Raw genomic sequence first — 22371 nt, forward strand, 5'->3', positions numbered from 1 at the left:
AAATGATAAACACGCTTATAAATGTATACCTTCCTCATTTTTTTGATTGGCTTATAGAAACGTCACTTATGGCTAGCATATTAGTCGGATTTATTTTATGTATAAAAGTTCTATTCAGAAATAAATTAACCCCCCGGTGGCAATATATGCTGTGGATCATATTAATGATAAGACTCCTTTTACCGTGGTCGCCAGATAGCTCTTATAGCATTTACTCATTACTTTCTTATAGTTCTAGCGTATCGGAAGTTATTCCAAAAAATATGCCGGCTACTGAGAATATAGTGAATATAGAAAGCGACCGAAAAGTGGAATTGGAATCAAATTCTAAAATGGTGACAAAAACTAGCGAACCGGAAGTAAAAGTCAGTTCGGAAAAACAGACTACATTTTCTTTATACAAACTTGCTTTGTATGTGTGGCTAGCTGGGGTAATCATATTAGCAGCCATCACGTTTCTTACAAATAGACGTTTATATTCTTACATAAAGAAACAACCGGATATTACGGACGAACAGGTCACTACAGTGTTTAATCGCTGTAAGCAGTCTATGAAAATGAAGAAGGCAGTTTCATTACGTCTTGCAGGAAAGATTGCAAGTCCAACGGTTTTTAGTTTCTTTCGCCCGAAAGTATTACTATCAAAAAAACATATGAAAGTATTAAATGAACAACAATTACAATATGTCTTTTACCATGAGTTAGCTCATATTAAGAGAAACGATGTAGCTGTAAATTGGATTATGTACAGTTTAATCCTATTAAATTGGTTCAATCCAATTCTTTGGTACGCCTATTTTTGTATGCGAGAAGATCAAGAATTAGCCTGTGATGCATATGCACTTACTTTTATAGATAAAGAGGAACAAATTGCATACGGTCATACAATTATTACCCTTTTAGAACACTATTCCTATCAAGTACCAAGCCTAGCAAATTTAAGTAGAAATAAACGAACACTAAAAAGGAGAATCATTATGATTAAAAAATTCCAAAAGAAATCGTATCGTCTTTCTTTACTTGGAGTTATTGCGATAGCAGCTATAGCAGGCGGATTTTTATTAAATGCAAGGATAACTGAGGGAGATGAAAGACAAAAGGAAAAGGTTGTAGAAAACAAGCAATATAAACCTGCATTTGAAAAAGCGATAGAAACAGTATATGGTACACCAGAGAATGCAAGTAGAGAATGGGGTATGTCGATAAAATCATATAAAAGAGATACAGATTTTTTGTATTTGGCAGAAAAGAATTTTACAAAAGAAGAATTTGAACAATATGTCCAATTATTTAAAGAGGCTAGCGAAATTCAGAAAAAAGCAATGGTTAAGAAAAATGTGCCTGAGAATTATGATGGAGATACAAAGGAATATAAACCTGAACGCTTGAAGAAAGCTGATCAAGAAAGACTAGCTACTATTCAGAAGAAATTAAAACCTTTTGATGATAAATTGCAGAAGTCTTTAACATATACTATGGAAGAAGCAAAAGAACATGTACCGTATCAAATTAAGCAGCCGACTTATATACCTGAAGGTTATGAGTTAAAGAGAGAGTGGGCTGACTCATATTTTGGAAGAGACGTAGAATTAGTTATTAAATCAGAATATACAAAAGGAAAATATGGTTTTACGATTTATCAGTCAAGGATGTATATGGATGGTAATGGTAATGGCACTAAGGATCCGCTACACTATATGATGCCTGGAGTAGAGAATCTAGAAAGTTATAGTTTAGATGGGAAAGAAATGGTATATAATAAATCTTCTCATGGAGAGGGGAAGTTAAGAGGCCTTAAAATGTTTGTACCAGCACAAGGTAAGAATAGTGATTATCAAATTGTCATAGTGAATGATATTTTTACAAGAGATACAAAGATATACGAAGAGATAATCGATGATGAGCTAACTAAGAAAGAAATGGAGAAAATATTACTTTCTATGTCAAAATAATAGACAGTGTTCTTAAACCTTTGGTTTTAAGAACACTGTCTATTTTATTAAATTTCTAGTGGGATCTAGTCAGCAATTATTTACGAATATATTCTAGCTTTCCATACAAGTATACTTTTTGATAAACTATGGAAAGTATGATATACACTGACTGAAATTTTTTTATACTGGAAATAATAAAAAGAGAACTTGTATAGAATGTAAGCGTGTGGTAATATCAAAGATGTACTGATTGACTATATTATCCAATTGGTCATTTTTGGAGGTGATGATGTGGCAATAGATCGAAAACGTTCTATTATTGAAGCTGCAACAAAGTCTTTTTCAGCGTTCGGTTATAAAGCAACAACGATGGATCAAGTAGCGAAGTTAGCGAATGTAGGAAAAGGAACGATTTATACTTTTTTCAAAAATAAAGAAGAGCTATTTGGTGAAATTATTTCTAATTTAATTACAGAAATGAAGCAAGTTGCAGAAAGTGCAATTCGTTCAGATGTTTCATTTTTTGAAAATGTACATAGAGCATTATATAGCATCTTGGAATTTAGAAAAGAACATCAGCTTATGATTAAATTAATTCAAGAAGAGCGCGATATGGGAACGAAAGAAGTACAAGAAGTTATGCAACAAGTTGATGTGGAAATCGTTTCTGTTATTCAATCGTATTTAAAGATTGCGATTGAAAAAGGTGAAATTAGCAAATGTGATCCAGAAATTACAGCATTTATTATGCTTCGTCTATATGTATCGCTTATTTTTGATTGGGAAAAAAATCATGAACCGCTAGAAAAAGAAAAAATTGCAGAGTTATTTGAACTTTATTTACTAAAAGGATTGTCAAACTAAGATAATCCTTTTAATTTTATAAAAAAATGACCAAATGAACAATGTGGTCATATATTTAAATTAAGGGGGGATATAGAAAAAATATAATCATAATGAGAAAAAGTTGCATAGTAATAAATTCGTGGATAAGGCATATGTATGAACAAGTATAGCCTTTTTGTTTGGGTAAAAATGACTATATGAACATTTTGGTCATTTTATAAAAGGGGGAGAAATTATGAAAGGGAATCAGTTACTTCGGAAAGAGTTCACGGAAATTATCAAAAGTAAAAAAATATTAATTCCAATTATTGCGGTCTTATTCGTACCGATTTTATATGCAGGGATGTTTTTGTGGGCCTTTTGGGATCCGTATAAACAGTTAGATGACTTACCAGTTGCAGTAGTCAATTTAGATAAAGGCGCAGTATTTGATGGGAAACCAATTGAGGTCGGAAAAGGGCTCGTTGATAATTTAAAAGATAATAAAAGTTTTAAATGGGAGTTCGTAAGTGAAAAAGAAGCAAAGAAAGGAATGGAAGGTAGAAAGTATTACATGTTAGTGCGCATTCCAGATGACTTCTCAAGTAACGCTACAACGTTACTAAAAGACAATCCAAAGCCATTAAACTTAGAGTACATTCCAAACGAAAGCTTAAACTTCTTATCTTCACAAATTGGAGGAACAGCCATTGAAAAGATTAAAACTGAAGTATCAAGCACGTTAACGAAAACATATGCAGAGAAAATGTTTGATTCCATTCAAGACGTCTCAAAAGGATTAGCAGATGGGGCGGAAGGAGCAAATAAACTACACGACGGATCAAGTGAGCTGCATGATGGTTCAAGTAAAGTGACGGATGGCCTTCATACACTTCAAGGGAAATCTGGGGAGATACAGACAGGTGTAGGGAAACTATTTGATGGGTCTGGGAAAGTAACAGCAGGTTTAAATACGTTAAATAGCAAAACAGGTGAAATGCAAATAGGTATTGGGAAATTAGTAGATGGGTCAGGAAAAGTAACGAACGGTTTAAATACGTTAAATAGTAAAACAAGTGAGATGCAAGCAGGTATCGGAAAATTAGTAGATGGATCAGGAAAAGTAACAGACGGTTTAAATACGTTAAATAGCAAAACGGGTGAAATGCAAAAAGGAATTGGTGAATTGCATGATGGATCTGAGAAACTGACTGGTGGCTTGAACAAACTAGTAAGTAAATCCGGCGAATTACAAACAGGAACAACTGATCTATCAAATGGTATGGAACAACTGGTTGGGGGACAAAACCAATTAGAGGTAGCTTCTCAAAAAATTGAAAAGGGTTTGCAAGATTTAAATAGTAAAGTGAAAAGTTCTGCTGCAGGTTTAGAGGAAATACAGTCGAAAGGCCCTTCTATATTGAATACAGTAAATGAGAAAATAGATGGAGCTGGGGCGAATGTAAATCAGTTAAATGAACTTACACAATCAACGGCAGGAGATGCCAAAAATGCAGAACAAGAGGTAGTGAATTTACAAAAGCGAATTGAAAGTTTACCGAAAGAATATCAAGAACAGTTACAACCATTCATAACAAGTGCTGTAAAAAGTACAGCGACAGTTCAGCAAAAAGCTGCCGGGGTAGCAGGTGGAACAAATAAATTAAATGAAGAAGTAAAACAATTAAAAGGTGAAATAAATCAAAAAACAAGTGATGCACAAAACAAACTACCGAATACAGCGAAATTGGACTCTTTAACAGAGGGTATTGAGAAATTAGCCAGTGCACAAAAAGGATTTGTTGAAAATTTCCAAGGGTTTGGTAAGAATTTAAATGTAGCAAAAGAAGGCGCAAATAAATTTAAAAATGAATCCGGTCAATTAATTGATGCGATAAATCAATTAGCAGATGGCTCGGGTAAAGTAACAGGCGGTTTAGGTGCATTATCTGCAGGAGCAAATCAAATGGCAGGTGGTGTACATCAATTAGCAGATGGCTCAAGTCAAGTAACAGGCGGCCTAGGTCAATTATCTGCAGGAGCAAACCAAATGGCAGGTGGAGTAAATCAATTAGCAGATGGCTCGAGTAAAGTAACAGGCGGTTTAGGTACATTATCTGTAGGAGCAAATCAAATGGCAGGTGGAGTAAATCAATTAGCAGACGGCTCCGGTCAAGTAACAACAGGCTTAGGCACATTATCAACTGGCTCAACCCAGCTAATCGACGGCGTAAATAAACTAGCAGATGGGTCAGGAAAAGTAACAGATGGTCTCGTAAAAGTAAACGACGGTTCAGGTGAACTTGCAGAGAAACTTGGCGAAGGGGCAGAGAAAACTGGGGAAGTAAAAGGAACGGATAAAACGTATGATATGTTTGCAAGTCCTGTAAAAGTGAAGACAGAGAAAATGGCGGAAGTTCCTAACTACGGAACTGGATTTACGCCGTATTTCTTATCACTCGGTTTATTTGTTGGGGCATTATTATTATCTATCGTATACCCATTACGTGATACAGTAGGCGTTCCAAAATCAGGATTTAGTTGGTTTATTAGTAAGTTCGGTGTTTTACTATCAGTTGGTATTATTCAAGCGATAGTAGCAGATGTTATATTACTGTTCGGATTAGGTGTAGAAGTACAAAGCATTCCATACTTCATACTCTTTAGCATCATTACAAGTTTAGCCTTTATCGCATTAATTCAATGTTTAGTAACAGCATTTGGTGATGCAGGCCGTTTTATCGCCATCATCACATTAATTATGCAGCTTACAACAAGTGCCGGAACATTCCCACTAGAATTGATTCCGAAGTTTTTACAACCATTCAATGCTTGGTTACCGATGACATACTCTGTATCAGGATTGAAAGCAGTCGTATCGAGTGGAGACTTTGACTTCATGTGGAAAAACATAGGAATACTCATGATTTTTATCGTTGTATTATCATTTGGAACAATCGTTTCTTTAACTTTGATGCACAAACGAAAATTTAAAAATGTGCTTGAAAATCAATCGGTTGAAGCGTAGATAAAAGCACCTTTTTGGTGCTTTTTTTATTAGTTTTGTTTTATCCCGCTTTAATGATGGGCAGTAAGACCAAACCTCAAAATTCAGCGAAAGCAAAGAAGTTAGGTGGGGATCAACTGCCCATTAAAGCCCGATTGGTGAGGGCTAATAATCAGTGGGGGATGAAGAAACCCCCACTGATTAAAGTTTCACTTCATTGGTTGAGAAAGTTCATTTGTTTTTCTGTTTTTACGGAACAAGTATATAACGATACTTATAAGAATAATTGTAGCTACAATCCAAATAAATGGACCATATTTTTCAGCAAAAGTATATAGTTTCATATTACTAGCAATTTCCTCTTTTGTTTTTCCTATTAGAATTTCAGAACCACTATACCCTTCAAGGGTATCCCCCTTTTTTATGCCAAAAATAAGAGTGTCTGATTTGTTTTCTATTCCCGTATATCGGTATCCTTTACTTTTAATTGTTAATTGAGTATCATCCTTTTTTAGTGAGTAATCTTCGATGGAAATATCTTTTCCTGACAGTGTAATTGGTTCCATCGAAAAACGAATTTCTTTTAATGCAGGAAGAACCTCATTATTTAGTAAGAGCTGCTTTGCAATATGTTGCTCTGTATCAATGTTTATCCAATTTGCTTTTCTTCGTTTATACGTATTAATTTCAAGGAGTGCGAATTCTTTATTTTGAAGTTTTTCCTCTGTAATAGGTTGCGCAGTAGTTAATGCTCCTTTTAATAAAATCACACCGTCTTTTGCAGATTGAAATGAAGAGACTTCTTTCGTTTCTTTTAATGTATTGATAGCACTTCTATAATCTTCTTTTCCTAAAAGAACAGCTCCTGTATGTACGGTTAAAATAAGATATAGAATGCTTAATACTATAATAGCTTTTTTCACTATGTACCCTCCAAAGTATGTATAAGTTAATTGTAACATAATTTACCATTTTTAATTTGTTAATTTGAATAATAGGTTGCAAATGTAAAAGTGGTAAGTCAGTTTGAAGAAAGTGTGGGTGAGAGGAGTAAAAATGAAAAGGAATTCCATAATAGGAAACCAGAAGATACAAAGAAAATAGATAGTAGAATATATACGTCTGTCGTAGTAGCTTCATTATCGAATAAGAGAGGAAGCAGTGTTGAAGCACCTATGGTGAAAAATAGCAAAAAAGATAATGAATAAGAAAAATTTATCAATTTTAGAGTGAAATATCATTTATAATCATCCTTCTCCTTAATTTCACCATATCGCATGTGCAGTTTAAACGAAAGAAAAGGATTTACAACAATTTACAGAGAAAACTAGAATAGAGGAGTTGATATGATGAAAGGAAATCTTACTTATTATTTTATCTTAAATCCGCTAATCATCTTTCTTGTTTACGCCCTTTCACCTATCTTATTTCATAAAGAAAAATATATAAATATGAAAGATGCACTAGGAATACTTGTAGTTTACTATGTGCTTATTAGTGGGTATTACTTTATGGATGTTGTAAGTGAAAGAATGAAGAAGAATAGTAAGGACAAACAATAAAGTTTTGTTGTATAAAAATTAATGGAGGACAATAAAATGACTGAAAGTGACATGAAATTTAGGGATACGACCATTCGTAACTTTTTCGATAAAGAGGATCGTTTAAAATCGATTCCAGGTCAAAAGAAGAAGAAACTAGTATTGTTAGAGCATTTAATTAGCAAGTTAGATGCTGGAAATCAATATACAGAAAAAGAAATGAATACATTTATAAAACAATATCATGATGATTTTTGTACAATTAGACGTGAATTTATTGTACATAGGTTTATGGATAGAGAGGATAATATGTACCGTATAAACGGGAGAGAAGTTTGGACGAAGTGGGAGGAGTTAAAATAATGAATCAGCGAGGGGATTCCCGCTGATTATAAGCCTGTGCTAGTCTTGCTGTTTCTTTGTAGTAAGTCTATGAACGCTTCAACATTCGAACTTGTAATGTATCCAAGCGTTATATATTCATCTTCATAGTAAAATATTATTTTTTTGTCAAAGATTCTTCTCTTCGTTTCTATGGATAGAATTTTTTCATAATCAAATTCGGCAATAAATGTGTTTTTATATTGGCTAAAAAAGAGAAGTCTTTTATTAGTAGCAAGTAACATGCCAGGATATGGGACTTTATGCGTAATCATATAGCCAGTAAGTGAACATTTTAAAGTAGATAAAATCTTTTCTTCTTTATGTAATAGTTGTTTTGCAGCTGTTAAGATTGGATTCATTGCATACATTCCTTTTATTTTGATGTATGAATATTGTATCAAGAGTAAAAAGATTCTCAATATGCAATATTGCATATTGGACGTTTTATAGTTTTAATATTATTTTTTAAAAGAAAAAGTACGAGGTGATTCAATGATACGATTAGCAAAAGAGGCTGATGCAGAAGCAATAATGAATATTAGAAAAGAAATTATATTATCGGAAAATACTACAAAGTTTTTCATAGTATCTCCAAAGAAATTACCGAATGATATTGATGCAGAAAGAGAAAAGATACGGAAAAGTAATGAGAAAGGTAATCTTTATATTGTGTATGAAGTAGATTATAAGGTGGTAGGCTTTTTACTTTTCAACCGATATGAACTAGAACGGTTACAACACGCAGGCACAATGGGAATGGGGATTAAAGAGGCGTATTGTAATCAAGGCATCGGCACGAAATTAATTGAATTTCTTATTAGTTGGGCTAAAGGGCAGAAAGGTTTAGAGAAAATTTGCTTAGGTGTAGTTTCTGTTAATGATCGGGCAATTAAAGTGTACAAACGTATGGGTTTTGTAGAAGAAGGAAGACAACGAAAGCAAATTAAATATGAAGATGGATCATATGGAGATGATGTATTGATGGGCTTTTATATTAAATAAAGAATATATGGTATTAAGAAAAGGAATGTACATAACGTAAATTTCTAAAAGCAGTATATTGCCCATGCATTAACAGACTTTTACCTATGTATAATATTAATATAGTAAAATCATAACAACCGATATTGCAGTTTCCAATAATATACTATATAATCAATTTAAGAAAACGTTTTCATGCAAAGGGGGAGAATTTCGTGTCGACTATAGAGGACGTGGCGAAATTAGCAGGGTTATCAAGGACAACGGTTTCTAGGGTGATTAATAATCATCCATATGTTTCAGATGAGAAGAAAAAAAGGGTTCAATTAGCAATGAAGCATTTAGGCTTCGTTCCTAATTCTGCGGCGAGAAGGCTTCGTAAACAAAAAACGGAAACAATTGCGGTGCTAGTTCCAAGGATTACAAATCCTTTCTTCAGTAGATTTATTGAAGCAATCGAGATTGCTGCTTCTGAACATAAATATAAACTGATTATTTGTCAAACAAGATATTTACCGGAAAAAGAGATGGAGTATTTACAATTATTATCTACGAAACAAGTAGATGGGATTATTCTATGTTCACTAGAAAATCCGTGGGAAGATGTAGAGCCATACTTACAGCACGGTCCAATCGTGTTGTGTAATGAATATATTGAGGAAGCAAATATTCCAACAGTGAAGTTTGATCATGCGCAAGGAGCATACATAGCTGCGAAGCATGTGTTAGATCAAGGATATCGTAATCTTATTTTTTGCCGTGGTAACGAAACCAAAGTCGTTAGCCAGCAGCGAAAAATGGGCTTTTTACGTGCAATAACTGAGAAGAGCCGCCAAGTAGAAGCGATTGACTTTCTTGAAAACGCTTTCTCTTGGGAAGATGGAAAACGAATATTCCATGAAGTATTAAAGGACAAAAAAAATCCTACCGCGATTTTGGCAGGAGGCGATGAGGTAGCAGCTGGAATTATCTCAGAGGCGAAACGCCATAACTGGAGCATTCCAGATGATCTCGCTGTTATCGGTTTTGATAATCAAATATTATCGCAGATTACAGAACCAGGTATTACGACAATTGAACAGCCAATTGATGAAATGGCCAGAAAAGTTGTCGACCTGATGATGGATAAAATCCATACGAAAAATTATCGAAAAAAAGAATTGTATGAGTTTGAACTGGAGCTCTTGGTGAAAGGTTCAACGATGAAGGATAAGATGTTATTAGCCTAGTAGACTATGTCTGCTAGGTTTTTTTATGCTCAAAAACTACTATTCTTCGTGAACGCAATCATCACATTTGTTATGGTATGCTTCGTGTTGCTCATCAATTTCTTTCCCGCAGTGCGCACAAGTTTTCGTCGGTAAATTTCTGAAAAACTCCATTGGTTGATCGATCATGTCAATCCCTCCATTTCCATTTCTTACTATCATTGTATTAGTACAAAAAATAAAAGTCAACAACTGTTTTATAACAAAATTGAAAATTAATGAAAAAGTTTAGGAAATGGATTATAGTTAACAATGTAGGATGTAAGTAAAAAACTTTCTCAAGTACGGAGAAAAACTGCATTCCTACTCGGTTTTAGAAAGGATGGATACATATGAAAATGACTGTTGTCGGCTTTTGGGGCGGCTTTCCAGAAGCGGGAGAAGCAACGTCGGGGTATTTGTTTGAACACGATGGTTTTCGTTTACTTGTAGACTGTGGTAGTGGTGTACTAGCACAGCTTCAAAAATATATAACACCATCTCATATAGATGCAGTTGTACTGTCACACTATCATCACGATCATGTTGCGGACATTGGGGTATTGCAATATGCGAGATTAATTACGAGTGCGACAACAAGGCAACTACCGGAATTACCAATATACGGTCATACGTTTGACGAGAATGGATTCCATTCTTTAACACATGAACCACATACGAAAGGAATCGCGTACAATCCAGAAGAAACACTTCAAGTTGGACCGTTCTCGATTTCGTTCTTAAAAACTGTTCATCCTGTTACATGCTTTGCGATGCGTATTACAGCTGGAGATGATGCTGTAGTATACAGCGCTGATTCAAGTTATATTCCTGAATTCATTCCATTCACGAAAGATGCTGATCTTTTCATTTGTGAGTGTAATATGTATGCACATCAAGAGGCTGCAAAAGCAGGGCATATGAATAGTACAGAAGTAGCAAGTATTGCAAAAGATGCAAATGTAAAAGAACTTTTATTAACGCACTTACCGCATACAGGCAACCCATCTGATTTAGTAACAGAAGCAAAACAAATTTTCAGTGGCCACATTACGCTAGCGCATAGTGGCTACGTATGGAACTCATGAGGTGATACGATGTTATTTATTGATAATAAAGGAATTACAGATCCTAGAATAAACTTAGCGATTGAAGAATATTGTGTGAAAAATTTAGATATTAACGAAACATATTTACTGTTCTACATTAACGAACCTTCGATTATCATTGGTAAAAACCAAAACACAGTAGAAGAAATTAATGCAGATTACGTAAAAGAAAAAGGTATTCATGTCGTTCGTCGTCTATCAGGCGGAGGCGCAGTATATCATGATTTAGGAAACTTAAACTTCAGTTTTATTACGAAAGATGATGGAGACAGTTTCAGCAACTTCAAAAAATTTACAGAACCTGTAACGAAAGCGCTTAGTAAATTAGGCGTAAATGCAGAACTAAGTGGTCGTAACGACATTTTAGCTGAAGGTAGAAAAATTTCAGGTAACGCACAGTTCGCAACGAAAGGTCGTATGTTCAGCCACGGTACGTTACTATTTGACTCTGAAATCAATCACGTCGTATCAGCGTTAAAAGTAAAAATGGATAAGATTCAATCAAAAGGAATTAAGTCAATCCGTAGCCGCGTTGCGAACATTACAGAGTTCTTAAACGAAGAAATGACGACAGAAGAGTTTAGACAACTTCTTCTAGAAACAATTTTCGAAGGAGAAACAGAAATCCCAACGTATGAATTAACAGAAGAGGATTGGAAAGCAATCCATAAACTTTCTGAAGAACGTTACCAAAATTGGGATTGGAACTACGGAAAATCACCGAAGTTCAACTTACAACATTCACACCGCTTCCCAGTTGGACAAGTTGACGTTCGTCTTGAAGTGAAAAAAGGAACAGTAACAGAATGTAAAATTTACGGCGACTTCTTCGGTTCACTAGATGTTCATGATATCGAAGAGCGTCTAACAGGCGTTCAGTTCGATAAAGATGCATTCACTGCAGCTTTAGAAGGCGTAGATATCGCACGCTACTTCGGTAACATTACAACAGAAGATTTCTTACATTTATTCTTCTAAAAATGAGGGAGGCTTCCATAACGGGCAGCCTCTTTCTTTTTTGCGTAGATTGTCAGGTTTTGTCGGTAAGTCGATATAACTGAAAAATCGCTGATATAAATTGAGTTGCGCTGATATATTTGAAAAATCGCCGATATAAATCGAGCGGCGCTGATATAACTGAAAAATCGCTCATATAATTTCATTTACCACAAAACATAAAATCACAGGACATTTGCCCCTCGTAAAGGAATATATATATTCAAAAGGAGGCGAATCGAAATGAAAAGGGTAATGTACGTTGTATTATTACTCAGCTTCGTCGTCGGAATGACAGCGTGTAGCAGTGGATCGCCCTCAAGTCGTACAATTTTGTCTATCGGAAAACCAGCGGAGGATAATGTCATATATTTTACGCATACAGATAACAAACGAAAGATACATGATATACAAGACATGTTTCAAAATAAGAAGTGGAAAAGAAATGAAACATTCAGCACTGTTAATAAAACACCAGATGTCGTCTTATCAATAGATGAAGATAACAAAGGGTTACCGGCATTATATGTTACCGTGTATTTTCATGAAAATGGAGCGGACGTTTTGAATTTGTATGGGGAGTATACGAGCTTAAATAAAGAGGAACTTGAAAATCTTAGAAAAAAGATGAGTGCATATTATCCTAAAATGATTTTTGGTCTAGTGTTATAAATTACTTGTAAATAAAATCCCCTTATTTTTCCAAAGTAAACTAAGAGAAGGTGATCTGTCTATATGCAGTTAATAGAATATCACTTGCCACTTTAATTTTCTTTTAATATAATTAATTTAGAATTTTTAAATATTCTAAATTTTATAAAGGTGGGGTTTTTGTGAATCTCGTTCAATCTTTGGCTGAAACGGCAAAAAAGAAGGGGGAAAAACCGGCTTATATATTTATGGATCAGTCGGTCTCATATGACCAATTAAACAAAATGGTCACAAGGTTTTCTAGCAATTTAGCAGAAATGGGCATTGGAAAAGGGGACAATGTCGCATTAGTTGTTGGGAACTCACCACATTTTTTGGTCGGTTTATACGGAACAATGAAAGCCGGAGCAACTGTTATTCCAGTTAATCCAATTTATACAGCAGACGAAATGCATTATATTTTACAAAATGGAGATGTAAAAACAATCATCGTACTCGACGTCCTTCTACCTGTTATACAATCTCTTACAACAAGACTTCCTTCATTAGAAAACATCATCATATGCGAAACCTCATCAGATTTTAACCATACAGAAACCGAAAAAATGAAAACGTTTACTAGTTTTGTGGGGACTGGAGATACAACTTACGAAGGTCCTGAACTAGATGAAGAAGATGTAGCGGTTATTCTATACACATCGGGCACAACTGGAAAACCGAAAGGCGCTATGTTAACACATAAAAATTTATATAGTAATGCGAACGATGTGGCGTCGTATTTACAATATACGGCTGATGACCGCGTTGTTGCGGCACTGCCTATGTTCCATGTATTCTGTTTAACAGTTGCGGTAAATGCACCGATTGTGAACGGGGCAACGATTTTAATGTTACCGAAATTTAGTCCGAAAGAAGTATTCCGTATTTGTCGCACGTACGAACCAACGATCTTTGCTGGCGTACCGACGATGTACAATTATTTATATTTATTTGAAGAAGCAAGCGCAGAAGATGTGAAGACGCTTCGCCTTTGTATTTCCGGTGGTGCATCGATGCCTGTTGCTCTTCTGCAAAACTTTGAAAAACGTTTTAACGTTATTGTTTCAGAAGGATACGGTTTATCAGAAGCATCACCAGTTACTTGTTTCAATCCGCTAGATCGTCCTCGGAAACCAGGATCAATTGGCACAAATATTTGGCATGTAGAAAATAAAATTGTAAATGAACTTGGGGAAGAAGTACCTGTCGGCGCAGTCGGTGAATTAATTGTTCGCGGACCTAACGTTATGAAAGGATACTATAATGCACCAGAAGATACAGCTGCGACATTGAAAGACGGCTGGCTATATACAGGTGACTTGGCGAAAATGGATGAAGAAGGTTACTTCTATATCGTGGATCGTAAAAAAGATATCGTCTTAGTTGGCGGTTATAACGTATACCCTCGTGAAGTAGAAGAAGTATTATATACGCACGAATCAGTAGCGGAAGTTGTCGTAATCGGTGTTCCTGATGAAAACTTAGGAGAAGCTGTGCGAGCGTACGTCGTTTTGAAGCAAGCAAACGTAACAGAAGAAGAACTAATGCATTACTGTAGGTTACATTTAGCGAAATATAAAGTGCCGAAAAGCATTGAGTTTTTAATAGAATTGCCGAAGAATACGACGGGTAAGTTGTTAAGAAGAGCATTGAGAGAGAAAGCGATGCAAGTGTAAAAATGAGGCAACCATCTTTGGAGGTGGTTGCCTCATTTTTTTTGTATTGATTAAGCGGTGGTGCCATATATTTAAACCTGTATATGACCAACAAGGAGGGGACATACGTAGAACAGAAGAAATTAACGCTTACGTCGGGTGCAATATCTTATTTGTGAAATTATGGATGAACTCTGAAAGTGATAAGAACGGTAATTTTAATCAAAATGGAGTAGTGGACTGTGAATCAATGGCTACGGTGTTAGTAAATGCATATAAATTAGAATGGAATGAAAATAGTAAGTTACCAAAAGAATTTGCTGATTTGAAAAATCATTGGGCTCAACGTATGCCAATATTTTAGTTTAATAAGAAAATTCAAATTCCAAGTTGACACATGTGAATTACAGAATTAAAATGAAAAGAAATCGAATAGAATACATTAGAAGCTAATCAGATAAACTGAAGGCGCACAATGTTCACATTTGTGAATATATTGTGTGCCTTTTTCTATTGTATAAACTAAGGGGGCTTAACGATGAAAAAGTGGGGTAAGACAGCGTTTATGAAAAGTACAGGTGTTTTATTATCAGCAGTTGTACTTTTATCAGGGTGTGGTTCGGCAACATCCACTAGTAATTCTGAAGGAAGTGGAGATAAAAAAACAGTTGAGCTTTTAAATGTTTCTTATGATCCAACGAGGGAGTTATATCAAGATTTCAATAAAGATTTTGCGAAGTATTGGAAAGAGAAGCACGGGCAAACAGTAAATGTAAAACAATCACACGGGGGATCTGGAAGTCAAGCGCGCTCTGTTATTGATGGCTTAGAAGCAGACGTTGTTACACTAGCACTTGCTTATGATATTGATGCGATTAGTAAGAAAAAACAATTAGCAGAAGATTGGCAGAAGCGACTTGCGAATAATTCCACTCCATACACGTCAACAATTGTATTTCTTGTTCGAAAAGGAAACCCGAAAGGCATTAAAGACTGGGATGATTTAACGAAAAAAGGTGTGTCTGTCATTACACCAAACCCAAAAACATCAGGCGGGGCACGTTGGAACTATTTAGCGGCGTGGGGATACGCACTGAAAAAATATAATAATAGTGAAGATAAGGCGAAAGAGTTTGTTAGCCAAATTTATAAAAACGTAGAAGTATTAGATTCAGGAGCGCGCGGAGCAACGACAACATTTGTTGAAAAAGGAATTGGTGACGTATTAATCGCATGGGAAAATGAAGCGTTATTATCCCAAAAAGAGCTTGGAAAAGATAAATTTGAAATTGTAACCCCTTCTATTAGTGTACTTGCAGAACCACCAGTAGCGGTTGTAGATAAAGTCGTTGATAAAAAAGGAACGAAAAAAGTAGCAGAAGGGTATCTTGAATATTTGTACTCAGAAAAAGGACAGGAAATTGCGGCAAAAAACTTTTATCGTCCACGTAATGAAAAAGTAGCAGAAAAATATACATCTCAATTTCCGAAAGTTCAATTATTTACAGTAGATGAACTATTTGGTGGCTGGAAAAAAGCGCAGGAGAAACACTTTAATGACGGCGGCGTATTCGATAAAATTTATCAAAAATAATGCGTACTGCTAAAGGGGGATGAGGTGAAAGAGGATGAGGAAGAAACGTGTTTTACCAGGGTTTGGATTATCGCTTGGATTTACAATGTTGTACATGAGTTTATTCGTACTTATACCACTTTCTATCGTATTTATTCAAACTTCACAGTTAGGTTGGAAGAAGTTCGCTGGGGTTATAACGAACGAGCGTGTGTTGCATTCCTATCAAGTTAGTTTTACAACTTCATTTGCAGCTGCTATTGTAAATGCCATTTTCGGTTTATTAATAGCATGGGTGCTCGTACGCTACAAATTTCCAGGAAAAAGACTATTAGATGGACTCATTGATTTACCGTTTGCACTTCCGACAGCTGTAGCTGGTATTACACTTACAACGCTTTATGCGGAAAATGGATGGATTGGGAAAATATTTAGTCTGTTTCATATAAAAGTAGCTTTTACACCACTCGGAATTATCGTTGCGCTTACTTTTATCGGTTTACCATTTGTCGTTCGAATGGTGCAACCAGTGCTGCAAAATATTGATAAAGAAGTAGAAGAGGCAGCTTCGAGTTTAGGTGCATCCCGCTTACAAATATTTGTGAAAATCATTTTACCAGAAATCTTTCCCGCTCTTCTTGCCGGTTTTTCACTCGCATTTGCAAGAGCATTAGGAGAATACGGATCTGTCGTTTTCATCGCAGGTAATATGCCGATGAAAACAGAAATTGCACCACTGATGATTATGACGAAACTAGAACAATATGATTACGCGGGGGCAACAGCTGTAGCGACCGTGATGCTTATTATTTCCCTCCTTTTCCTTCTTCTTATTAATATGATTCAAAGCTGGAGTAGAAGGCATGAACTAAAAAGTGAATAGGAGGAGAGAAAATGGAACCAACATTATTAGAAAAGAAAATAGTAAAAAGCGTATCAGCTAAAAAAGAATCTAAGCTTGTACCAGGCGTACTAATTACGATTACAGTTTTATTTTTATCTCTCTTTCTATTACTGCCACTCATAACTATTTTTCTAAAAGCCTTTGAAAGAGGGATGGATGTATACATTGCCGCTATTACAGATCAAGAAGCATTTTCAGCAATTAGATTAACGCTTCTCGTTGCGTTAATCGTTGTGCCGCTTAATACGATATTTGGGGTAGCGGCCGCGTGGCTTATTACAAAGTTTCAGTTTAAAGGAAAACAAGTATTACTCTCTCTTATTGAACTGCCGTTTGCTGTGTCACCAGTTATCGCAGGATTAGTATTCGTCTTACTTTTCACACCGAGGGGTGCTCTTGGCGAATGGTTACTTGAACATGGAGTGAAACTCATTTTCTCTGTACCAGGCATTATTATCGCAACAATCTTTGTAACCTTCCCGTTCGTTGCACGTGAATTAATTCCAATTATGCAGGCGCAAGGGAAAAGTGAAGAAGAGGCAGCTTTATCACTTGGCGCAAGTGGCTGGAAAATGTTTTGGCGCGTTACGCTTCCAAATATAAAATGGGGTCTTTTATACGGCATGATTCTATGTAATGCCCGTGCTATCGGTGAGTTTGGAGCCGTTTCTGTCGTATCAGGTCACGTGCGTGGCATTACGAACACGATGCCGCTCCATATTGAAATTTTGTACAATGAATATCAATTTTCAGCAGCATTTGCAGTAGCGACGTTAATGTCATTAATTGCAGTGTTTACACTCGTTATAAAAAACTGGATTGAATGGCGAATGGAAAAACGACAATAAGGGGGATTACGGTGAGTATTCAAATTCAAGGTGTATCAAAGCAATATGGTACATTTCAAGCACTAACAGACATTCATTTGGATATTCCAAAAGGTGAACTTGTTGCCTTATTAGGCCCGTCAGGTTCTGGGAAAACGACGTTATTACGCATTATTGCAGGATTAGAAGAAGCGGATGGAGGCTCTGTTTCATTTGATGGAGAAGATTTAACAGACATTCACGTGAAAAACAGGCAAGTCGGTTTCGTCTTTCAGCACTATGCGCTCTTTAAGCATATGAATGTATTTGAGAATGTCGCTTTCGGTTTAAAAGTAAGAAAGAAAAGCTTAAGACCGTCAGCAGAAGCGATAGAAGAAAAGGTAACAGAATTATTAAAGCTCGTAAAAATGGATGGCTTTGCTAAACGTTATCCAGCGCAATTATCTGGTGGACAACGTCAACGTATTGCACTAGCCCGGGCACTTGCAGTCGAACCGAAAATTTTATTACTTGATGAACCGTTCGGTGCACTTGATGCAAAGGTGAGAAAAGAATTACGCAGATGGCTCCGAAAATTACATGACGAATTTCAAATTACGAGCGTATTCGTAACACATGATCAAGAAGAGGCGTTAGACGTTGCAGACCGCATCGTTGTAATGAATGAAGGCTGCATTGAACAAATGGGAACACCGGAAGAAGTATATGAAAACCCAGCAAGTCCGTTTGTATATGATTTTTTAGGAAATGTAAATTTATTTCATGGTCGCGTTCATAAAGGTAAACTAAATGTAGGATCGGTGGAACTAGAAGCACCAGAGCATAAGCACGTTTCAAACGTAGACGGAATAGCCTATGTAAGGCCGCACGACTTATCAATCTCTCGTACGAAACAAAGTGTAGATGCAATCCCAGCAAAAGTATCTTATTCTCACGCAGTCGGACCTGTCGTATATGTAGAATTAAAACGAGACGGAACAGATGAATATTTAGAAGCAGAAATTACGAAAGAACAGTTCAAGCAGCTGAACATTCAAGCGGGTGATTTCGTATACGTACAGCCGAAAGAAGTGAAAGTGTTTATTCCGGAGGATTTTGTAATTTAAATAAAAACCGAACCACCATCTAAATGGAGGTTCGGTTTTCTTTATTTTTTCTCTACTAATTTCTTATTCTTCCAATCTAGTGTGAACAATTTATTAAATGTTTTTTGATCAACGTCTTTTACGTTGTTTCCAACCCAGTTTGCAGTTCCGAATGTGTAGCCTGGACGAAGTTGGTAATCGTCGGCGTGTTTTGTATAAGCGACTTGTAAGTTAGATTGATCTGTATTTTTTTCAGAGATAACAACAGCGATCATACCAGGAGAGAAACCGCTATTTGTTAGCGCTGGAAGTTGATCCATCGGTATTAAATTACCTTTTGCATCAGATTCATATAGGTATGTGCGAGAGTACATGAAAAGTTGGTTTCCATATAAAGAATGATAGGAGTCACGTGTGTAAATACCCCAGTTTTGATTGTTATATCCGTTAAAGAATACGTTCCACTTTACGTTTTTGTTTGTTTGGTCAATTAAATTTGTTTTATAACTAGTTTGTTTATAGCTTACAGAGTCAGACCAAGTGACTTGACCAGTTGCACCAGCTTCACCGCTAGGGCCATTAGGCGTTACAGAAGCTTTAACAGAGCCACCAAGTTGATAAGATACGCTAGATGTTACAGTCGTTTCTTCTACAGCATTTGTAGGTGCTACGTTAAAGAAACGAGCGCTGTTATCTTGAAGGTTAAATGCAACATCATATTGTGAAGGATAACGTAATGTTGCACTAGCGCCAGGGATTGGGTAGTTATCAATAGGTGCATCACTTATAGTAGGATTTGCTTTTAGAAAACTACCAGTTGTATTAATAACGGCAATCTGTTTATCAGCGCTTGGGTCATCGATAAAAGTTACCTTTAAAGACATTGTCATATTATCAGCTTGATCATTATTAAATGTATTATAGCTCGTATGTGTTTTTGCGTTTTGTCCGATATCTGTTACAACTTGCGATGTTGTTTGAGCATAAGCAGCAGGTGTTGAAAGAGTTACAGCGCTACTAGCAAAAACAGCGGATAATGCTAAACATTTTAAGTATGTTTTAGAACGTTTCATACAATCACTTCCTTTTATCTTTGTCGATATATGTCGTATTACATTTATATCGTAACATGAAAATAAAACGGAATGGATGGTTATGCATAATTGCATAGATGAGTTTTGAAGGATAAAGATAATAGAATTTCATCCAACACTTAAGACTCAAAAATGTCCATTACAGCCGTTCTTAAAAATTTTAAGACAATATGTTTATCAATGTTCTTATTCTGAAGATTGAAGCGCTTAATATTTACGTTATAAGTGCATAACAAGTTATAATAGAAGAAATCAATAAGGAGGCTGGCTGTGAAGAATCTTCGTTATCTCAATATATTTACCATATTAATTATATACACACTACTTATGTTTTACATCGGCTGGAACGGATGGGTTTGGCTTCATGCGGTATTTGGCTGGGAATCTTGGGGATATTATGCTTTTATAGTTGCATTTATTTCATATGCGTACATTCTCGTGCAAGTGTTTAAGTTTTTGCCATTTCTGCGAACGATAGGTTCGATTTGGTTTGCAGTTATACAATATGCGCTTATGTTGTTGCCATTAGCTAATATTATGGTCTTTCTTTTACAGTTTTCAGTAGAGAAAGAAGCGGCAATTATTTGGACAGGGGCGGCTGTGATAGCTGCATTTATCTTTATCTTTGCGTATGGAGTATTTAATGCGTATAGTCCGGTAGTAAGAAAGTACGAGGTGCACATACCGAAAAAGGTAGAGGGGCGTAAAAGTTTACGCATTGCGATGGCTTCTGATATGCATTTCGGTAAACTGTCTGGCGTTTCGCATTTAAAAAGACTTGTTCGTCATGTAAATGAGATGGAACCTGATATTATTTTACTGCCAGGTGATATTATCGATGATCATCCAGGTGTGTTCATTCAAAAGAATATGGGACCAATCATGAAACAAATGAAAGCACCATTAGGCGTATATGGTGTTTTAGGGAACCATGAATACTACGGTAGAGCGGTTCCAGAGTTTTTACAAGAGATGGATAAGATTGATATTCGTATTCTTTTAGATGAAGTAATTACAATTGAAGATGACTTTTATCTCATTGGAAGAAGAGATAAAACAGAGCGAGATCGTCAAAGCTTTGAACAATTAATGAGTACGGTAGATAAATCGATGCCTGTTATCGCAATGGATCACCAGCCATTTGAGTTGAAACAAGCAGCAGCGGCAGGTGTAGATTTATTATTATCCGGTCATACACACCGCGGACAAATGGCGCCCAATCATATTGTAACGAGAAGAATGTACGAGCTAGACTGGGGATACGCACAAAAAGGCGCGTTCCACGCAATTGTTTCTTCTGGATTTGGATTTTGGGGACCACCGCTTAGACTTGGAAGTAGGTCGGAGATTGTGCAGGTAGAAGTTACATTTGAATAGGGGTTATGAAATAGAGAGCTGATGGCTCTCTATTTTTTTTAATAAAAACAAATAACAATAAATATTTATGTTGGTGCTAATTTCATAAAAGAGATAAGATTATAAGACTCGATCAAAATAAAGGGGGATTGTAAGTGATCATATCAGATGTACTATACGGAGAATTTGAAGTGGATCAAGTAGTAGAAGAATTAATTTCAAGTAAATCTATGCAAAGACTAAAGGGAATTCATCAAGCAGGCGCAAGTTACTTAATGAACGAGAAATGGAATGTAACGCGCTTTGATCATTCAGTTGGTGTTATGTTATTAGTGAAAAAACTAGGTGGTTCAGTAGAAGAACAGATTGCTGGTTTACTACATGACGTATCACATACTGCTTTTTCCCATGTGATTGATTACGTTTTTCATAATGAAGATGAAAGTTATCATGAAGAGATATTTAGTTCTGTTGTGAAAAACTCAGAAATTCCAGCGATTCTTGCGAAGTATGGTTATAACTATGAAGATATTTTGTTAGATGATTCGAAATGGACGTTACTCGAAAGGTCAGCACCAGAATTATGCGCAGACAGAGTGGATTATACATTACGAGATATGTATACATATGGGTATATTTCTTTAGAAGAAGTTCACAGTTTTTTAGAGGATGTCATCGAAGTAAAGGGGAAAATGGTTCTGCAAAATATCGAAATAGCGGAATGGTTTACAGAAACGTATTACAAGGAAGTAATCGATTTCTTTATGGAACCAATGAATATTTACGGAAATGATATGTTAGCGAAAACGTTAAAGGTAGCTCTTCATAAAAGGATTATTCATGCAGATGATTTTCTTCTTGAAGATGAGGAGCTTATTTCGAAATTGCAGCAATGTAATGACCCCGAAGTAGAAGCTTTATTAAGCAAAGTTCATCGAAATGTAAAGGTAAAAGAAGATAGAAACGATTATGATTTACATCAGAAAAATAAAGTGCGTCTTATTGATCCGCCGTTACTTCGTGAAGGGAAAATCGTTCAGTCGTCTGTTGTGTCAGAAAACATAAGACAGATGAGTGATATTGCTTATGAAAAAGCGGTGAGAGGGATGTATGTGAAAGTGATTTCGAATTAAAAAAGAAGTAGCGCATCGTTTTTAGAGCGC

The 22371-nt window shown here is 35.8% G+C and carries 22 protein-coding genes and 1 pseudogene; 18 read left to right on the plus strand and 5 right to left on the minus strand.

Annotated elements, in window-relative coordinates:
• Positions 1-2 precede the first annotated feature (2 nt).
• The 3 genes from ACQGSG_RS09470 (at position 3) to ACQGSG_RS09480 (ending at position 5787) form a co-directional block, all read left to right on the plus strand.
• Entirely contained in the window at positions 3-1952 is a 1950-nt protein-coding gene (locus ACQGSG_RS09470) for a M56 family metallopeptidase (RefSeq protein WP_325842723.1), read from the plus strand.
• Positions 1953-2225: 273 nt separating this feature from the next.
• Positions 2226-2798, plus strand: coding sequence for a TetR/AcrR family transcriptional regulator (locus ACQGSG_RS09475; protein WP_000963381.1), 573 nt, complete (start codon positions 2226-2228; stop codon positions 2796-2798).
• A gap of 217 nt (positions 2799-3015) precedes the next feature.
• Positions 3016-5787 (plus strand): YhgE/Pip domain-containing protein, encoded by a 2772-nt coding sequence (locus tag ACQGSG_RS09480; protein WP_325832537.1) that lies wholly within the window; start codon positions 3016-3018, stop codon positions 5785-5787.
• 188 nt (positions 5788-5975) lie between these two features.
• Here the strand turns inward: ACQGSG_RS09480 and ACQGSG_RS09485 are convergent, their stop codons facing one another.
• Entirely contained in the window at positions 5976-6728 is a 753-nt protein-coding gene (locus ACQGSG_RS09485) for a hypothetical protein (RefSeq protein ID WP_003283506.1), read from the minus strand.
• 384 nt (positions 6729-7112) lie between these two features.
• Between ACQGSG_RS09485 and ACQGSG_RS09490 the strand changes: the two genes are divergently transcribed.
• Together ACQGSG_RS09490 and ACQGSG_RS09495 are read left to right on the plus strand one after the other, a co-directional pair.
• Positions 7113-7328, plus strand: a complete 216-nt coding sequence (locus tag ACQGSG_RS09490; protein ID WP_001988614.1) for a hypothetical protein — start codon at positions 7113-7115, stop codon at positions 7326-7328.
• Positions 7329-7364: 36 nt separating this feature from the next.
• Positions 7365-7670 carry a DUF2087 domain-containing protein gene (locus tag ACQGSG_RS09495; protein ID WP_325842722.1) on the plus strand — a complete coding sequence of 102 codons (306 nt, stop codon included), beginning with the start codon at positions 7365-7367 and terminating at the stop codon, positions 7668-7670.
• Positions 7671-7696: 26 nt separating this feature from the next.
• Here ACQGSG_RS09495 and ACQGSG_RS09500 read toward each other — a convergent pair whose 3' ends face one another.
• Complete coding sequence (locus ACQGSG_RS09500; RefSeq protein ID WP_001068217.1) at positions 7697-8050, minus strand: PH domain-containing protein; 354 nt, start codon at positions 8048-8050, stop codon at positions 7697-7699.
• A gap of 133 nt (positions 8051-8183) precedes the next feature.
• Between ACQGSG_RS09500 and ACQGSG_RS09505 the strand changes: the two genes are divergently transcribed.
• Positions 8184-8693 carry a GNAT family N-acetyltransferase gene (locus ACQGSG_RS09505; RefSeq protein WP_000620018.1) on the plus strand — a complete coding sequence of 170 codons (510 nt, stop codon included), beginning with the start codon at positions 8184-8186 and terminating at the stop codon, positions 8691-8693.
• A gap of 194 nt (positions 8694-8887) precedes the next feature.
• The gene (locus ACQGSG_RS09510) at positions 8888-9901 is read left to right on the plus strand and encodes a LacI family DNA-binding transcriptional regulator (protein WP_000103715.1); all 1014 of its coding nucleotides are present in this window, start codon (positions 8888-8890) and stop codon (positions 9899-9901) included.
• Positions 9902-9940: 39 nt separating this feature from the next.
• Here the strand turns inward: ACQGSG_RS09510 and yhfH are convergent, their stop codons facing one another.
• A complete protein-coding gene (yhfH, locus tag ACQGSG_RS09515; RefSeq protein WP_000567010.1) occupies positions 9941-10069 on the minus strand; it encodes a protein YhfH in 129 nt (42 codons plus the stop codon).
• A 203-nt stretch (positions 10070-10272) separates the two neighbouring features.
• Between yhfH and ACQGSG_RS09520 the strand changes: the two genes are divergently transcribed.
• The 9 genes from ACQGSG_RS09520 (at position 10273) to ACQGSG_RS09560 (ending at position 18779) form a co-directional block, all read left to right on the plus strand.
• Positions 10273-11007 (plus strand): MBL fold metallo-hydrolase, encoded by a 735-nt coding sequence (locus ACQGSG_RS09520; RefSeq protein ID WP_000784690.1) that lies wholly within the window; start codon positions 10273-10275, stop codon positions 11005-11007.
• A gap of 9 nt (positions 11008-11016) precedes the next feature.
• On the plus strand, positions 11017-12006 hold the full coding sequence (locus ACQGSG_RS09525; RefSeq protein ID WP_103652865.1) for a lipoate--protein ligase: 990 nt from the start codon (positions 11017-11019) through the stop codon (positions 12004-12006).
• A gap of 261 nt (positions 12007-12267) precedes the next feature.
• Entirely contained in the window at positions 12268-12696 is a 429-nt protein-coding gene (locus ACQGSG_RS09530) for a hypothetical protein (protein WP_098522297.1), read from the plus strand.
• Between the two features lie 161 nt (positions 12697-12857).
• Positions 12858-14390 (plus strand): fatty acid--CoA ligase family protein, encoded by a 1533-nt coding sequence (locus tag ACQGSG_RS09535; RefSeq protein ID WP_044584217.1) that lies wholly within the window; start codon positions 12858-12860, stop codon positions 14388-14390.
• A gap of 166 nt (positions 14391-14556) precedes the next feature.
• A complete protein-coding gene (locus ACQGSG_RS09540; RefSeq protein ID WP_001999272.1) occupies positions 14557-14733 on the plus strand; it encodes a hypothetical protein in 177 nt (58 codons plus the stop codon).
• Positions 14734-14907: 174 nt separating this feature from the next.
• Positions 14908-15963, plus strand: coding sequence for a sulfate ABC transporter substrate-binding protein (locus ACQGSG_RS09545; protein WP_000758703.1), 1056 nt, complete (start codon positions 14908-14910; stop codon positions 15961-15963).
• A gap of 34 nt (positions 15964-15997) precedes the next feature.
• Positions 15998-16825 carry a sulfate ABC transporter permease subunit CysT gene (cysT, locus tag ACQGSG_RS09550; RefSeq protein WP_001227879.1) on the plus strand — a complete coding sequence of 276 codons (828 nt, stop codon included), beginning with the start codon at positions 15998-16000 and terminating at the stop codon, positions 16823-16825.
• 11 nt (positions 16826-16836) lie between these two features.
• The gene (cysW, locus tag ACQGSG_RS09555) at positions 16837-17694 is read left to right on the plus strand and encodes a sulfate ABC transporter permease subunit CysW (RefSeq protein WP_061660109.1); all 858 of its coding nucleotides are present in this window, start codon (positions 16837-16839) and stop codon (positions 17692-17694) included.
• Between the two features lie 11 nt (positions 17695-17705).
• Positions 17706-18779, plus strand: coding sequence for a sulfate/molybdate ABC transporter ATP-binding protein (locus tag ACQGSG_RS09560; protein WP_097998627.1), 1074 nt, complete (start codon positions 17706-17708; stop codon positions 18777-18779).
• A 41-nt stretch (positions 18780-18820) separates the two neighbouring features.
• On the opposite strand, the gene cytK2 is transcribed toward ACQGSG_RS09560, so the two are convergent.
• Together cytK2 and ACQGSG_RS09570 are read right to left on the minus strand one after the other, a co-directional pair.
• Positions 18821-19831, minus strand: coding sequence for a beta-channel forming cytolysin CytK2 (gene cytK2 / locus ACQGSG_RS09565; protein WP_000830629.1), 1011 nt, complete (start codon positions 19829-19831; stop codon positions 18821-18823).
• Positions 19832-19974: 143 nt separating this feature from the next.
• Positions 19975-20088 (minus strand): annotated as a pseudogene (locus ACQGSG_RS09570) (TetR family transcriptional regulator); the annotation flags it as partial.
• Between the two features lie 34 nt (positions 20089-20122).
• On the opposite strand from ACQGSG_RS09570, the gene ACQGSG_RS09575 reads away from it, so the two are divergent.
• Together ACQGSG_RS09575 and ACQGSG_RS09580 are read left to right on the plus strand one after the other, a co-directional pair.
• The gene (locus ACQGSG_RS09575) at positions 20123-21229 is read left to right on the plus strand and encodes a metallophosphoesterase (RefSeq protein WP_325842719.1); all 1107 of its coding nucleotides are present in this window, start codon (positions 20123-20125) and stop codon (positions 21227-21229) included.
• A 134-nt stretch (positions 21230-21363) separates the two neighbouring features.
• Positions 21364-22341 carry an HD domain-containing protein gene (locus ACQGSG_RS09580; RefSeq protein WP_000587063.1) on the plus strand — a complete coding sequence of 326 codons (978 nt, stop codon included), beginning with the start codon at positions 21364-21366 and terminating at the stop codon, positions 22339-22341.
• Positions 22342-22371 lie beyond the last annotated feature (30 nt).

Origin of the sequence: Bacillus sp. GMa5/1 (assembly GCF_050172015.1) — a bacterium.
In the GTDB taxonomy this organism is placed as follows: Bacteria; Bacillota; Bacilli; order Bacillales; family Bacillaceae_G; genus Bacillus_A; species Bacillus_A cereus.

Coding starts and splice junctions, on each gene's coding strand:
- ACQGSG_RS09470 (WP_325842723.1), top strand. CDS start 3: ATGATAAACACGCTTATAAATGTATACCTTCCTCATTTTTTTGATTGG.
- ACQGSG_RS09480 (WP_325832537.1), top strand. CDS start 3,016: ATGAAAGGGAATCAGTTACTTCGGAAAGAGTTCACGGAAATTATCAAA.
- ACQGSG_RS09485 (WP_003283506.1), bottom strand. CDS start 6,728: ATGTTACAATTAACTTATACATACTTTGGAGGGTACATAGTGAAAAAA.
- ACQGSG_RS09490 (WP_001988614.1), top strand. CDS start 7,113: ATGATGAAAGGAAATCTTACTTATTATTTTATCTTAAATCCGCTAATC.
- ACQGSG_RS09495 (WP_325842722.1), top strand. CDS start 7,365: ATGACTGAAAGTGACATGAAATTTAGGGATACGACCATTCGTAACTTT.
- ACQGSG_RS09500 (WP_001068217.1), bottom strand. CDS start 8,050: ATGAATCCAATCTTAACAGCTGCAAAACAACTATTACATAAAGAAGAA.
- ACQGSG_RS09505 (WP_000620018.1), top strand. CDS start 8,184: ATGATACGATTAGCAAAAGAGGCTGATGCAGAAGCAATAATGAATATT.
- yhfH (WP_000567010.1), bottom strand. CDS start 10,069: ATGATCGATCAACCAATGGAGTTTTTCAGAAATTTACCGACGAAAACT.
- ACQGSG_RS09520 (WP_000784690.1), top strand. CDS start 10,273: ATGAAAATGACTGTTGTCGGCTTTTGGGGCGGCTTTCCAGAAGCGGGA.
- ACQGSG_RS09525 (WP_103652865.1), top strand. CDS start 11,017: ATGTTATTTATTGATAATAAAGGAATTACAGATCCTAGAATAAACTTA.
- ACQGSG_RS09530 (WP_098522297.1), top strand. CDS start 12,268: ATGAAAAGGGTAATGTACGTTGTATTATTACTCAGCTTCGTCGTCGGA.
- ACQGSG_RS09540 (WP_001999272.1), top strand. CDS start 14,557: ATGAACTCTGAAAGTGATAAGAACGGTAATTTTAATCAAAATGGAGTA.
- ACQGSG_RS09545 (WP_000758703.1), top strand. CDS start 14,908: ATGAAAAAGTGGGGTAAGACAGCGTTTATGAAAAGTACAGGTGTTTTA.
- cysT (WP_001227879.1), top strand. CDS start 15,998: ATGAGGAAGAAACGTGTTTTACCAGGGTTTGGATTATCGCTTGGATTT.
- cysW (WP_061660109.1), top strand. CDS start 16,837: ATGGAACCAACATTATTAGAAAAGAAAATAGTAAAAAGCGTATCAGCT.
- cytK2 (WP_000830629.1), bottom strand. CDS start 19,831: ATGAAACGTTCTAAAACATACTTAAAATGTTTAGCATTATCCGCTGTT.